This window comes from Sorangium sp. So ce176, assembly GCF_051519835.1.
Taxonomy (GTDB): domain Bacteria; phylum Myxococcota_A; class Polyangia; order Polyangiales; family Polyangiaceae; genus Sorangium; species Sorangium cellulosum_G.
The window spans coordinates 1,901,297-1,915,211 of sequence record NZ_CP150371.1; the positions used below are offsets into that span (position 1 = coordinate 1,901,297).

At 71.9% G+C, this 13,915-nt stretch carries 11 protein-coding genes; 6 read left to right on the forward strand and 5 right to left on the reverse strand.

Annotated features, from left to right (window positions below; translation table 11 throughout):
- Positions 1 to 305: 305 nt before the first annotated feature.
- The gene (locus WMF42_RS07260) at positions 306 to 1,706 is read right to left on the reverse strand and encodes a carboxypeptidase-like regulatory domain-containing protein (protein WP_233561954.1); all 1,401 of its coding nucleotides are present in this window, start codon (positions 1,704 to 1,706) and stop codon (positions 306 to 308) included.
- Positions 1,707 to 2,096: 390 nt separating this feature from the next.
- Between WMF42_RS07260 and WMF42_RS07265 the strand changes: the two genes are divergently transcribed.
- A complete protein-coding gene (locus tag WMF42_RS07265) occupies positions 2,097 to 3,482 on the forward strand; it encodes an MATE family efflux transporter (RefSeq protein ID WP_233561953.1) in 1,386 nt (461 codons plus the stop codon).
- A gap of 89 nt (positions 3,483 to 3,571) precedes the next feature.
- Positions 3,572 to 3,952: a hypothetical protein gene (locus WMF42_RS07270; RefSeq protein WP_155798629.1), complete on the forward strand. Its 381-nt coding sequence runs from the start codon at positions 3,572 to 3,574 to the stop codon at positions 3,950 to 3,952.
- A gap of 118 nt (positions 3,953 to 4,070) precedes the next feature.
- Here WMF42_RS07270 and WMF42_RS07275 read toward each other — a convergent pair whose 3' ends face one another.
- From WMF42_RS07275 to WMF42_RS07285, 3 genes are all read right to left on the reverse strand, one after another.
- Entirely contained in the window at positions 4,071 to 4,709 is a 639-nt protein-coding gene (locus WMF42_RS07275) for a hypothetical protein (protein ID WP_233561952.1), read from the reverse strand.
- 115 nt (positions 4,710 to 4,824) lie between these two features.
- Complete coding sequence (locus WMF42_RS07280) at positions 4,825 to 6,228, reverse strand: sigma 54-interacting transcriptional regulator (RefSeq protein ID WP_437691103.1); 1,404 nt, start codon at positions 6,226 to 6,228, stop codon at positions 4,825 to 4,827.
- A gap of 58 nt (positions 6,229 to 6,286) precedes the next feature.
- Entirely contained in the window at positions 6,287 to 6,772 is a 486-nt protein-coding gene (locus WMF42_RS07285; protein WP_437691105.1) for a Smr/MutS family protein, read from the reverse strand.
- A 37-nt stretch (positions 6,773 to 6,809) separates the two neighbouring features.
- Between WMF42_RS07285 and WMF42_RS07290 the strand changes: the two genes are divergently transcribed.
- Together WMF42_RS07290 and WMF42_RS07295 are read left to right on the forward strand one after the other, a co-directional pair.
- Positions 6,810 to 7,385 carry a PadR family transcriptional regulator gene (locus tag WMF42_RS07290; RefSeq protein WP_437691107.1) on the forward strand — a complete coding sequence of 192 codons (576 nt, stop codon included), beginning with the start codon at positions 6,810 to 6,812 and terminating at the stop codon, positions 7,383 to 7,385.
- The gene (locus tag WMF42_RS07295) at positions 7,364 to 8,206 is read left to right on the forward strand and encodes an SDR family NAD(P)-dependent oxidoreductase (RefSeq protein WP_437691109.1); all 843 of its coding nucleotides are present in this window, start codon (positions 7,364 to 7,366) and stop codon (positions 8,204 to 8,206) included. Before WMF42_RS07290 ends, WMF42_RS07295 begins: the two co-directional genes overlap by 22 nt.
- Positions 8,207 to 8,233: 27 nt before the next feature.
- On the opposite strand, the gene WMF42_RS07300 is transcribed toward WMF42_RS07295, so the two are convergent.
- Positions 8,234 to 9,448 carry a GAF domain-containing sensor histidine kinase gene (locus tag WMF42_RS07300; protein WP_437691111.1) on the reverse strand — a complete coding sequence of 405 codons (1,215 nt, stop codon included), beginning with the start codon at positions 9,446 to 9,448 and terminating at the stop codon, positions 8,234 to 8,236.
- Between the two features lie 435 nt (positions 9,449 to 9,883).
- Here WMF42_RS07300 and ligD point away from each other — a divergent pair, with 435 nt between their 5' ends.
- The gene (gene ligD / locus WMF42_RS07305; protein ID WP_437691113.1) at positions 9,884 to 12,241 is read left to right on the forward strand and encodes a non-homologous end-joining DNA ligase; all 2,358 of its coding nucleotides are present in this window, start codon (positions 9,884 to 9,886) and stop codon (positions 12,239 to 12,241) included.
- A gap of 145 nt (positions 12,242 to 12,386) precedes the next feature.
- On the forward strand, positions 12,387 to 13,874 hold the full coding sequence (locus WMF42_RS07310; RefSeq protein WP_437691115.1) for an MDR family MFS transporter: 1,488 nt from the start codon (positions 12,387 to 12,389) through the stop codon (positions 13,872 to 13,874).
- Positions 13,875 to 13,915 lie beyond the last annotated feature (41 nt).

Sequence of the window (13,915 nt, forward strand, 5' to 3'; positions counted from 1 at the left end):
CATGCCATCCTTCGCGCGCCGCGAGCAGGCGCTTGCTGCGCTGCGTCTGTGCCCATCGCGCGGCGCCCGTACCGCGTGGATCCACGCAGACTACGGCGTTCCCCTCGGTGGTCAGGTGACCACCCTGGTCAACCGCCCATCCATGCGCAGAGCGTCACTGTCGCTCGGGATATAGAGAACGAGCGCTCCCGGAATGTCAAGCGTGTTGCTCCGGCCGAACGCCACGACGTCCCCGTCGAGAACCCCCTCTCCGGAGGCCGGGCCACTCGGTATCTCCTCTCCTCCGCGCCCCACCGCGAGAGCCCTCACCGCGGCACAGGCACGGGCGGCGGCTCGTCGTCCGGCGTGATGCACGCCGACAGATCGAACAGCATGAAGAGCAGCGCCTTCTCCTGCGCCGTCAGCTCGTGCAGCTCCCCGTTGCGGTCCTCGCACCCGCTCGGGAACGGCGCCCCGGCCACGTCGGTCGCCGCCACGTGGATGTCCGTGTACACGAACCGGCCGCACTGCTCTTCCTCCGGCGACCCGATCGGCGTGTTGAACGTGAAGTACTTGACCCCCGCCGTCGCCTCGAACTGCGCATTGGCCTCGTTGAAGAGCCACCGCGTCGCGATCTCCTCGTTCACCGAGTTGACCCAGTGCTGCGGGTCGACGATCTTGATCTGCCCGGGTCTGCTCGACGCCCCCACGGTGACGAGCCAGTCCCGGAGCGCCTCGCCCTTCGGGAACGTCGTGTCCACCAGCACGGGGAGGTTGTCCTTGGGATCGCTCTCTTCCTCCCAGTCCGCCGTCTCCGGGAATCGTCCCGGCCCGCGCCGGAGCCAGGTGTTGTGCCAGTGCGACGCGAACACGCGCCCCCCGGCGGAGGCGTAGTCGAACATCGCTTGCAGCGCCGCCTCCGGCTTGTCGTCCTTGAACTCGGACCCCTCGCACGACAGGATCACCATGTCGTACTGGCTCAGGTTGTCGAGCGAGCGCCAGAACTGCCGCGCCGTCGAGAAATAGGCCCCGTCGTTCAGCCCGTCGCGGTACCGGCTCGTCGCTGTGTCGCCCTCGATGGCGCGCCCCGTGAACAGGTTCACCCGCCCGTCACCCGTCTCCGGCGTGAACTCCGACGCGTCGATCCCCATCTTGTAGAGCAGGCACTCCAGCACGTCCGCGCCCCCCGTCGTCAGCGCGATCTTCGGGAGATGCCCCTCCGCCTTGCTCCGCGGCAGCCGGATCGCCCCGTCCTCGGTCGGGTTGTCGACGCACGCCTCCACCCGCGGCAGCGTGATCTGCCGCCGCCATTTGCCGAGCTGGACGACGAGCGGGATGTCCTCGCCGACCGGCACGTTCTCCAGCACGAACCGCCCGCTGGTGTCCGTGAGCGCTGTCGCGATCGGATCCCCGGAGAGCGCCACGCCGCACCGGTCGCAGCTCGCTCCGTCGGTGATCGGATCAAGCTCCCTGTTCGGGACATAGACGATCACGTTGAACAGCGGGAGTTGGCCCGCGGGCTCGTACACAGTGCCGCTCACGGTTGTCTTGCGACCGCCCTCGCAGGCGAGCTGCTGGCACTCGAGCCCCTCGCACCCGGCCCCGACCCCCGATCCGCCGGTCCCCGGATCAAAAGGGATCCCCCCGAGTCCGCTCCCCGCGCCCTGGCCGGCCCCGCCGGCGCCGGGGCCGGGGCCGGCGCCGGCGCCGGACGTGCTTCCGAGCATCCCGCCGGAATCGCCGCAAGAGCATCCGGCGATGACGGCCGGCGCCATGGCAGCCGCCGCCAGGAGCCACGCTGCGCTGTGCAATCTCCCCATTCGAGCCTCCAAGCGCGGAGGGGCGAGCCTGCCCTGTTCCGCCCATTGCCAGGGTAATCGAGGCGAGGGCGAGCCGGGAAGGGATAACCCTGCAAGGCTGCGAGCAGGAACACGATTTGCCGTCTCACCTCCTGTGAGCGCGGCTCTCCGCTTCAGCCGCGGCGCCGCCCGGGCGAGCCGCCGCGCCGCGCCCCACGCCCAGCGCGGGCGGCGAGCAGCGCGCGATGTGGGAATCGCTCTCACTCAGCCGCGTTCCGTCATGGCGAGACGCGTTCTGGCAGAGTAGGATGCGGCGCCTTGCAATCGGTCATTCCTGCTCCGTCTCTTCCTCGCCCGCGCCTGCTCGACATCACCTGGCCCATCTTCAGCGAGCACCTGCTGCACATGCTCGTCGGGGTGTTCGGCGTGTGGCTGGTCAGCCGCCTGTCGGACGAGGCCGCCGCCGCGTACGGGCTGTCCAACCAGATCATGTTGACCTTCATGATCACCTTCCGCTTCGTCAGCGTCGGCGCGAGCGTGGTGGTCACTCAGTACCTCGGCGCGCGCGACCGCGCCGGCGCGGAGCAGGTCGCGCGGGCGTCGCTGGCCGCCAACGTCTGGCTGGGCGTCGCGAGCTGCGCCGTCATCGCGATCGGCGCGCGGCCGCTGCTCGAGCTGATGCGCCTGCCGCCGTCCCTGTTCCCGATCGCGCAGCCCTACCTGATGGCCGTGGGCGTGATGCTGGCGTTCGACGCGGTGAACTTCTCGATGGGCTCGGTGCTGCGCGCGCACACCCATACCCGCGACACGCTGCGCCTCATCGTCATCATGTACGTCGTGCAGCTCGCGCTCAGCCTGCCGCTCATGTTCGGCTTCGCCGGGTGGCCGGGGCTCGGCATGAACGGGCTCGCGCTCGCCGCGATCATCGGGCGCATCCTCTCGTTCTGGATGCACCGGCAGATGTGGATCACGCGGCTCCGCATCCGCCCGAGCCTCGACGACTTCTGGCGCATTCGCCCCGATCGCCTCCGCGAGATGCTGCACATCGGCCTCCCGGGGGCCGGCGAGAACGTTGTCTATCGGATCAGCTTCATGATGATCCTCGCCATGGTCGCGGACATGGGGAAGACCGCCCTCACCACGCACACGTACACGATGCAGATCGTGCACTTCCTGCTCCTCTTCGCCATGGCGGTCGGCTTCGGGACCGAGATCGTCGTCGGGCACCGCGTCGGCGCGGGCGAGCTGCACGGCGCCGATCGCCAGGTGCGCGGCGGCCTCGCCGTCGGGCTCTGCGTGTGCGTGACCGTGGTGCTCGCCACGGCGCTGGCCGGCCCCCGCCTGCTCGGCCTGTTCACGAGCGATCCGGAGGTGATCGCCACCGGCTCCACGCTGCTCTGGCTCAACCTCCTCGTCGAGCCGGGCCGCACGATCAACCTTGTCGTCATCAACGGGCTACGCGCCGCCGGCGACGCGCGCTTTCCGGTCGGATTCGGCGTCTTCTCGATGTTCGCCGTGGCCGTCGGCCTCGCGTGGCTGCTCGGCGTCCGCCTCGGCTGGGGCCTCGCCGGCGTCTGGGTGGCCTACGCCGCGGACGAGTGGGTCCGCGGCATCGCCATGTCCGTGCGCTGGCACCTCCGCGGCTGGGTGCCCCACGCGCGGCGCACCCTCCGCCGCGTGCGGATGCACAGCCGCCCCACGTGACCGCTCCTCCCGCAAACTCCACACATCACCTGTCTCCGCGTTCGAGGTGGCATGTCGCTTGCTGCGACCTCGCGCGAAGGAGACACGCCATGGCTCAAGACGAGCGCACGAAGGAAGGACGAGCGGCGGAAAGCCCGGCCGCCAGCCCGCCTGGCTACGGTGGAATTTCCGAGGGCACCGTGGGTGACCAGGGCGGAGCGGGGCAAAATGCATCCCCGGCGGGCCAGAAGGCGCCGCCGCAGGGCGGCGCTGGCGCCCCGGGAGGGCGCGAGAAGGCGGCGCGCGGCGAGGACGTCGACGAGGGCGACGCGGGGCTGGACGCTGTCGACACGCCGCGCGGGGGCGGGTCGAGCAACGAGGCGATCCCCGGCGTGCTCGACGAGAGCAAGCCGCTGAACCTGGAGTCGAGCGCCGAGCACAAGAGCAGCTGGCCCGACGAGGGCGCGACAGGCGAGGCGGGCGCGGGGTGACGGGCGCGGGGCGCGCGGGGCTGTCGAAAGAGCCCGCCTGGCGCCCGGGACCCACGAGATATGGAGCGGCCTGGCAGAAGGCGTGAGGCCGACAAGGCGGGAGACAGGCACCTATCGCCTATCCTGGCGGGGTGCTCACCTTGTCGGTCACGGCCATGCAGAGCGCCGCCACGCCGCGCCTCGGCACGGTGACGAGCTTGTCGCGGAACGCGGCGCGCTGATCGGTGTAGAGCTTCGAGACCTTGTGCGAGAGGATCGTCGAGCTCCAGACCGCGACAACGTCGGCCCAGCGGAGATCGGCGTCGGCCTTTGTCGCGTTGCGGTGGCCCTCCCCGTCGACGATGCGGATGTCGACCTCGCCGGCGAGGAGCTGGCGCAGGTCCTCGGCCGTGCCGGGCCCCCCGCCGACAACGAGCAGCCGCCGGAGCCCGCGCGCATGGAACGCCCCGATCATCGCGAGCGCCGCCCGCTTGTTCGCAGAGCTGCCGCACATGTCGCAAACTGCATCGGCGCCCACCTCGATGAGGCGCACGCCGGGCTTCGGGGGCAGCTTCGCGCACCCGGCGCAGCGGCGCTCGACCGGCTCGGGCTCGGGCGCCGGCGGCGGCGCCCTGCCGAGCGCCTGCTGCGCCCGCACAGCGATGTCCGCGGGGAGGAAGTCCGCGGGGTGCCGCAGGTCCGCGGCGGGCGCGTTCTCCGCGAGCCAGACGAGCAGCTCCGTCTCCGAAACGTTCAGGGATCTTGCGAGGTTGCGCACACGGACGGGTCGCGCCATTTCGAGGCGACTGTGACATGTGCGGGGCGGTGGCGCCCTGTCCGATCGCCGCGCGGCCGCCTGGGACGCGCCGCGGCCCTGTGTGGCGCGGCGCTGCTCAGTCGAGGGCGGCGGCGCGGCGCAGCCCGTGCCGCTGGAGGAGGCGGTGGAGGTACATGCGGTCGAGCCCCGCCTTGCGGGCGGCGCGGCTCACGTTGCCGTTCGACCACTCGAGCAGGGCGGCGAGGTAGTCCCGCTCGAACCTGTCGATGATGGCGTCCTTCGCCTCCTTGAAGGGCATCTCGATGCTGGCGGCGGCCGGCGCCGCCGGCGCGGCCGCCGCGGCGGGCGCCGCGCTGCGCTCGTCCGGCGCGGTCGCCCCCATGGCGGCGCCGTCGCCGAGCACCACGCGGCGCTCGACGTAGTTCCTCAGCTCCCGCACGTTGCCGGGCCAGTCGTAGCGCTTCATGTCCTCGATCACCTCGGGGGGGAAGAGGTCCGCCTTGTCGATGGCGCCGAGCTCGTTGAGGAAGCACTGGACGAGCAGGCCGATGTCCTCCTTGCGCTCCCGGAGCGGCGGGACGCGCACGGTGAGCACCGAGAGGCGGTAATAGAGATCCTCGCGGAACCTGCCGCTGTTCACCTCGCGCTCGAGGCGCCGGTTGGTCGCGGCGATGACCCGGATATCGACCTTGCGCACGCGGCCCTCGCCGAGCCGGCGCACCTCGCGCGAGGCGAGGGCGCGGAGGAGCTTCGGCTGCATCTCCAGCGGCAGCTCGCCGATCTCGTCGAGGAAGACGGTGCCGCCGTCGGCCTCCTCGAAGGCGCCGGCGCGGTCGCGCGAGGCGCCGGTGAACGAGCCGCGCACGTGGCCGAACAGCTCGCTCTCGATGAGGCTCGGCGAGATGGCGCCGCAGTCGACGATGACGAGCGGCTTGTTGGCGCGCGCGCTGCGCTGGACGAGCTCGGTGGCGATGACCTCCTTGCCGGTGCCGTTCTCGCCCTCGATGAGCACGTCGGGCGCGCTCTTCGCCACGCGCTCGAGGATGGGGAAGAGGCGCCGCATCGGGACCGACAGCCCCTGGAGCGCCCCGAAGCTCGGCGCGCGCGCGATCTCGGTCTCGGCGACGGCGTCGGCGTCGCGGATGCGCACGACCGACTCGCCGAGCTCGATGCGGCACTCCGGCAGGACGGCGTCGGCGTCCCGCACGCGGACGCCCGCGATGTAGGTCCCGTTGCGCGACCCGACGTCGGTGAGCCGGAAGGTCGATCGGACGCGCTCGAGGATGCAGTGGAAGCGCGACACGGCGCGGTCCGCGAGCACGAGATCGTTGCTCGGGTGGGAGCCGACGCGGATGAAGTCGCCGTCGAGCACCATCGACCGGCTCGCGGGCTTGCCCGCCTCGCGCTCGACGCAGAGCTCGAGGCGGGGGACCGCCACCACCTCGGCCTTCGTGCTGGGCTCCGTGACGGCGTTGACGCCGGGGAGATCGGCGTCGGGCGTGGCGGGGGGGCGCGGCATGCGCGCCATCTTACCTGACGCACGAGACCGCTGTTGTTCCAAGTGGCCTGTGGTCGGCTCAGGACGGGGCGTCGCCGCCGGCTACCTTGAGCCACACAACGGTCGCCCCCCACCCGCCGCGCGAGGCCGGGGCGTCGCGGAAGCCGTCCACGGCCGGGTGGCGCGAGAGGACGCTCTGGACGATGCGGCGCTGCACGCCCTTGCCGCGGCCGTGGATGATCCGCACCTCGCGGAACCCGCGCTGCTGCGCCTCGTGGAGGTACTCCTCGACAACCGAGGCGACGTCGCGCGGGGCGAACGTGTGCAGGTCGATCGCGTCCTCGATCGGCATGACAACGATGTCGTCGCCGCCGGGCGCGCCGGGCGGCTCGGGCTCCGGCGGCTCGGGGCCTGTGTCGGGGGACGCGGGCGCGCGGGGCGAGAGCGCGCTGTCGAGCCAGGCGCGGAGTCGGCGGAGCATCCGCGCGGTGTAGCCGAGCCCGCGCCGGCCGCCACCGGGCGGCGCCGCTGTCGCCCCGGGCGGCGCCCTGTTGATAGAACACATTGCACATATGACACAGGAGGATTATGATTCGTGTGTCATGTCACTCCGCGGCGCCATCCTGGGCTTCCTCTCGCTCGAGCCGACGAGCGGCTACACGCTGAAGCAGCGCTTCGACGGGTCGGTGCGGTCGTTCTGGTCCGTGACCCAGAGCCAGATTTACCGGGAGCTGCACGCGCTGGAGCGCGAGGGGCTCGTCGCGGCGACGACGATGCCGGGGGACGGCAAGCCCGACCGCAAGGTGTACTCGCTGACGGAGCCCGGCCGCGCGGCGCTCAAGGGGTGGCTCGAGGAGCCGCTCGAGCCGCTCATGCTGCGGCACCCGCTCTTGCTCAAGCTTGTGTTCGCGGCGCAGGTGCCCCCGAAGAAGCTCGACGACATCCTGGCGAGGTACGCCCGGGAGATCGAGGCGACGAAGGGCGATTACGAGGGGAGGCTGGGGGACGAGCGCATCTTCACGCTCGCGCGCTCGCCGCGCGAGCGCGACCTGTGGCGCCTGAGCATCGAGCACGGGCTCGCGTGGTGCGACGCGGAGCTCCGGTGGATCGAGCGCGCCCGCGGCGAGCTGTCGGCGGAACGAGGAGGACAGAAGAGATGGAACCGAAAGGCAAAGTGATCATCGTGACGGGCGCTTCCTCGGGCATCGGGCTCGCCAGCGCGAGGGCGCTCGCCCGCGAGGGCGCGCGCGTCGTCCTCGCCGCGCGGTCGATGGCCGCGCTGTCGAGGGAGGTCGACAGCATCGTCCGCGAGGGAGGGAGCGCCGTGGCCGTCGCGATGGACGTCACGTCCGACGCCTCGGTCGGGGCGGCGGTGGCGTCGATCCTGGAGCGGCTCGGGCGCATCGATGTCGTCGTCAACAACGCCGGCAACGGCGGCAGGCTGTCTCTCTGGGAGTCGACGGACGGGGCGTTCACGCGCGCGATGTTCGACGTCCACGTGTTCGGGATGGAGCGCGTCACGCGGGCTGTCCTGCCGGCGATGCTGGCGCAGGGCTCGGGCGTTGTCGTGAACATCGCCTCGACGGTGGCGTGGGTGCCCATGCCGGCCGCCGCGGCGTACTGCGCGGCCAAGGCTGCGGTCGTCGCCTTCTCCGAGTCGCTGCGCGGCGAGCTCGAGGGGCGCGGCGTCCGGGTGACGGTGTTTGCTCCCCCGCACACGAGCACCGGCGCCGGCAACGACTGGCCCCTCGAGGGGCCGCAGGTCTTCGCGCCCGAGTGGGTGGCCGATCAGCTCGTCGAGACGCTCCGCCGGGACCGGCGCAGCTTCCTCGCCGGCGCGTCCAACCGCAGCCTGCTCGTGCTCCAGCGGATCGCGCCCGCCCTCGCGGCGCGCATCATGAGGGACATCGGGCTGCGGGCCGAGGTGAAGAGCGCCGCCAGGATGCGCGGAGCCGACGAGGCGCGAGGCGCCGGTCGCCGCGATCTCACGACGAGGTGATGGCGCCCTGGCGCCTCTACCTCCCGGTCACGCCCCTCCCCGCAGATCCGACGGTCCGCTCGCGGGCAAGCTCAGCCTGAACGTCGCGCCGCCGTCCGGAGGAGAGTTCACGGTCAACGTGGCCCCATGCGCGGCGGCGATCCTGCTGGCCAGGTAGAGCCCGAGGCCGACGCCCGGCGCGCTCCCGCCCGTGACGAAGCGGTCGAAGATCCTGGGGAGGAGCTCCGGCGGCACGCCGGCGCCGTGGTCGATGACATCGACGTGGACGTACTCTTCCCCGGTGATCAGCTCGCTGGTGAGCTTGATGAGGACCCACTTCCCGGCAGGCGAGTGCTTGATCGCGTTGCTGACGAGGTTCTCCAGCGCCTGCCGGAGGCGAGCCCTGTCCGCCACGACGGTGAGCTCCGCCGGGCCCTCGACGCGGACGTCGACGCTCGGCGTCCCGAGCGCCTGCGCGGTGTCCCTCGCCAGCGCCGCCAGATCCATGGACGCGGGCGCGATCTCGAAGAGCCCCTGCTCGAGGCGCCCGACGTCCAGCAGATCCGAGACGAGCTGGCCGAGCCGCTCGATCGAGGAGGTCGTCCGATCGAGGTCGCGCAGGTCGTCGGCCCGGCCGTCGAGCTCCGCGCGCCGGTGGAGCAGCTCGAGGCGGGTCATGAGCGGCGCCAGGTAGTTGCGCAGGTCGTGCGCCAGCACGGTGATCAGCTCCTCGGCGGCCTGGCGCCGGCCCTGCGCGAGGGCGGCCGTGGTGACCTGCTCGACCAGCTCTGCCCTGTGCGTCAGCGCGCCGATCCAGTGCGAGACAGCGACGAGGAAGCGGAGATCGTCGTCGGAGAAGAAGGCCGGCTTGGCGGACTGGGCGGAGATGGCCCCGCGCCGCTCGCCGTCGACGACGAGCGCGACGGCGATGTGCGACCGGACGCCGAGCTCGTTCACCACGCCGGGCAGCTCGCCGGGGACCTGGTCCGCGTGCCCTGTGATGTGGGGATCGCCGGTCTTGAAGACGTCGGCGATCGAGCCGCCGTTGGCGACCGGGTGGGTGTCGAGGCCGAGCGACCGCTGCAGCCGGCCGAGCGGCGTGTTGCTCGTGCCCAGGGCGCGCAGCGTCTTTCTGCCGGGATCGAAGAGGAAGATGTCGATCTTGTCGGCGTCGAGCGCGCTGGCGAGGAGCTCACTCGCCTGGTTGAGCGACTGTCTCAGGTCGGCTGCCGGGAGCTCGAGCAGGCGCTCGAGGGTCGCCATCAGCCTACCTTCCTTAGGGCTACCTTCCTTCAGGGAGGCTTCCATTCCGGACATGGTGCTTACTTTCTCGGTGGCCGGCTCGAGCGCGTGTCGATCGCCAACAGAGGCGTGAGCCGGGTCGGGGCGGGAAATCCTTCGTCATGACGAAGCTGTCGTTCGATGGCCAGGCCTGGACGGCGCTGGTCGGTCGCCCCGGCGCGAAGCAGCGTGCGCCTGAGGGGTATCGGCTACACACGGCGCGTCGTCAAGCTCACTCCGCCTGCGCAGGGCGCGGCGCGCGGCGCGGGCACGCGCGCCGCGCCCGGGAGTACGGCGCGCCGGGGCCGCACACGTCCACCTCGAAGCGGCGCCGGGGGTCTGTCGGCCGGCCCGTCGCGTCACCCCTCGTGCGGGCGACGCGGAGGCCCGTGCGCGGGCAGCCTGCTATCCTGACGTATGGGACTGCGCGAGTACTGGCGTAAGCGCGACTTCTCCGTCACGCCCGAGCCGCGGGGAGAAGACGTCGCCGCCGCGCCTGCCGACGCCGAGGAGCGGACCTTCATCATCCAGAAGCACGCCGCCTCGCACCTGCATTACGACTTCCGTCTCGAGCTCGAGGGTGTGCTCAAGAGCTGGTCGGTGCCCAAGGGGCCGAGCCTCGACCCCGAGGTCAAGCGGCTGGCCATGCATACGGAGGATCACCCGCTGGAGTACGGCGATTTCGAGGGGATCATCCCGAGAGGGCAGTACGGGGGCGGGACAGTGCTCCTGTGGGACCGGGGCACGTGGGTCCCGGTCGAGAACCCCCACAAGGGGTATCACGCCGGAAAGCTGAAGTTCCTCCTGCGGGGCGAGAAGCTCCGCGGCGGCTTCACGCTCGTGAGGACCCGCGGGCGGTACGATGACGACGAGGGGAGGAGCTGGCTCCTCATCAAGGAGAACGACGCGGAGGCGCGTCCGGCGAAGGACTACAGCATCGTGGACGCCCGCCCCGAGAGCGTGGCCACCGGGAGGCAGCTCGACGAGATCGCCGCGGCGAAGGACCGGGTGTGGCAATCGAATCGTGCGGAGAAGGGCGCGGGGAAGACGGCGAAGAAGGGCGCGGAGAAGGCGTCGCCCGGGCGCCGCGAGCGGGGAGGGGGGGCGCGCTTCGCGGGGCGGGTGGAGGGCGCGCGCGAGGCGGCGATGCCGGAGAAGGTGCGGCCGCAGATGCCGAAGCGCCTGCCCGCGGGCAAGGTGAAGGGCAAGGCGAGCGGCGCGCCGGACGGCGAGGGGTGGCTGCACGAGATCCAGGTTGACGGTCTCCGAATCATGGCCCGGGTCGAGGACGGGCGCGTCCGGCTCGTGGACGAGAAAGGCAAGGACGTCGAGGGGCGGTTCGAGCACATCGCCTCGGCGATCGCGGGGCTCGGGCTGAAGAGCGCGCTGCTCGACGGCGAGGTCGCGGTGCTCCGGCGCGACGGCATCACGGCCCCGCCGCCGTCGAGCGCCAGGGCCGCTCCCCGGGAGGGCGAGGTCGTCTACTTCGTCTTCGATCTCCTGTACCTCGAGGGCCACGATCTCATGGCGTCGCCGCTCTCGGCGAGGAAGCAGGCCTTGAAGCGGCTGCTCGGCCCCTCGGGCGCGGGCGCGCTGCGCTACGCCGACCACGTCGAGGGATCGTGGGAGGAGGTCCTCCAGAAGGGGTGTCAGCTCTCGGTCAAGGGGATCGTGTCGAAGCGCGTCGACGCGCCCCATGTGCCGGGCCGCGGCCCGGGCTGGGTCGTGGCGTCGTGCGGCGGCGCGGCGGGACGGGCGCCGGAGAAGCCCGGGAAGAAGGCGAAGACGAAGGCGGCGCGCGGCGCGGGCACGCGCGCCGCGCCCGCGAAGGCGGCCAGGGCGCGCGCGGCCGCGGCGGAGGGCGCGGACGACGGCGAGGGCGGCTCGGTGCTCGGCGTGCGCCTGTCGCACCCGGACAAGGTGCTGTATCCGGAGCAGGGGATCACCAAGCGGGAGCTCGCGCGCTATTACGCGTCGATCGCCGGGCGCATGGTGCCGCACGTGAAGGACCGGCCGCTCACGCTGGTGCGCTGTCCGGAGGGCGCGGAGCGCGCGTGCATCTACGTGAAGCACGCGAAGGCGTGGGGGCCGTCGGCGCTCCGCCGCGTGACGATCCAGGAGAAGACGAAGGCGGGCGAGTACCTCGTGGCGGACTCGGCCGAGGCGCTCGTGTCGCTCGCGCAGATGGGCATCCTCGAGATCCACACGTGGAACTCGACCGTATCGAAGCTCGAGCTGCCGGATCGTGTTGTGTTCGATCTCGACCCGGATCCCTCGGTGTCGCTGGAGCGCGTGATCGAGGCGGCCCTCCTGCTGAGGGAGCGGCTCGACGAGCTCGGCCTCGAGGGCTTCGTGAAGACGACGGGCGGCAAGGGGTTCCACATCGTGGTGCCGCTCGCGCCGGTGAGCGGCTGGGACGAGTGCCTGGCGTTCACGAAGGCGCTGGCGGGCGACATCGCGCGGCGCGACCCGAAGGGGTACACGATCGCTGTCTCGAAGGCGCGGCGGAAGGGGAAGATCTTCATCGACTACCTGCGCAACACGAGGGGCGCGACGTCGGTGGCCGCGTACTCGACGCGCGCGCGGCCGGGGGCGCCTGTGTCGGCGCCGCTCTCCTGGGACGAGCTCGGGCCGGAGGTGCGCCCGGACCAGTTCACGATCAGGAACCTGCCCGAGCGCCTGGCCTCGCTCAGGGCCGACCCCTGGGCGCGCTACGGGGAGGTCCGGCAGAAGATCACGCCCGCGATGCTGCGGGCGTTCGGGATCCGGGCATGAGCGGGCGGGCAGCCTGCGCCGCCGCGCCGCCGCGCCGCCGCGCCTTCCGCCTCGACGCGCGGCGCGGCGCAGTGGCACGCTTGCCGCGCTGCGCGGTGGCGCGCTTGCTCTCCGGGCTGCTCCGCACCACACCCCCACCACCTGCATGGCTTCAGAACGCAAGACCCACAGAGGCCTGACCGTCGTCGGCCTGATCCTGTCCCTCGCCATGGCCGCCCTCGAGTCGACCGTGGTCGCCACCGCGATGCCCACCGTGATCGGCGATCTCGGCGGCATTCAGCAGTACGCCTGGGTCACCACCGCCTACCTGCTCACCTCGTCGGTGCTCGTCCCCATCTGCGGCAAGCTGTCCGACATCTACGGCCGCAAGCCGGTCATGCTGTTCGGCATCGCCGTCTTCCTGATCGGCTCGATCGCGAGCGGCGCGGCGCGGTCGATGCCGCAGCTCATCGCCTTCCGCGCGCTCCAGGGGGCCGGCGCCGGGGCCATGCAGCCGATGGCGATGACCATCTCGGGCGACATCTTCGACCTCAACGAGCGCGCGCGGATCCAGGGCGTGTTCGGGGCCGCGTGGGGGCTGTTCGGCATCATCGGCCCGATGGTGGGCGGGCTCATCGTGCACTACCTCTCGTGGCGCTGGGTCTTCTACATCAACATCCCGTTCGGCCTCGCGTCCGCGGCGCTCGTGGCGACCGTGTTCCACGAGCGCATCGACAGGCGGCGCCACGAGCTCGACTTCCTCGGCGCGGGGCTCCTGTCCGCCGGCGTCGTCGCGCTGCTGCTCGCCACCGGGCGGCTGGGCGGGGCGACGACGCTGATCGCCGCGATCGCCTCGGTGGCGCTGTTCGCGGCGTTCTTCGCTGTCGAGCGCCGGGCGCCCGAGCCGATGATCCCGCTGCCGCTCTTCCGGCGCCCGGTGATGTTCATCTCGAACGTGGCCGGCGCGATCCTCGGCGGCGCGATGATGGGCACGATCACGTTCGTGCCGCTCTTCGTGCAGGGCGTGCTCCGCGGCACGCCCACCGACGCTGGCAGCGCCATCGCCCCGATGCTGGTCGGCTGGCCGGTCGCGAGCGCGATCGGCGGGCGGCTCATCCCCCGGGTCGGGTTCCGCCCGCTCATCTGGGCGGGCCTCGGCGTCACGGCGCTGGCGGGCCTCACCCTCGCGATCGGCGGGGCGCACGACACGCCGCTGATGCTCCGCGCGACAACGCTGTTCTTCGGCGTGGGCATGGGCCTGTCCAACGTCGCGCTGCTCATCGCGGTGCAGAGCAGCGTCGCCTGGGATCAGCGCGGGATCGCGACAGCGAGCACGATGTTCTCCCGCCTGCTCGGCGGCGTGGTCGCGGTGGGCGTCATGGGCGGCGTCCTGACGGCGCAGCTCGCGAAGGACCCGTCGATCCCCGCGGACGCCGCGAGCCGGCTCCTGACCGCGGAGGGGGCGCGGGGGCTCGACCCGTCGATCGTGCAGCACCTCGGCGAGGCGCTCACGTCGGGCCTCACCACGGTGTTCTGGATCATCGCGGCCATGGGCGTGGTCGGGTTCATCGCCGCGCTGTGGTTTCCGCGTGTGCCCCTCCAGGCCGGGGAGGACAAGGCCGTGGCGCCGCCGAGCGAGGCCGGCATCGGGTGAGGTGGCGGGCCACCTCCGCCGCGTCCTGCAGTTGTCGACGG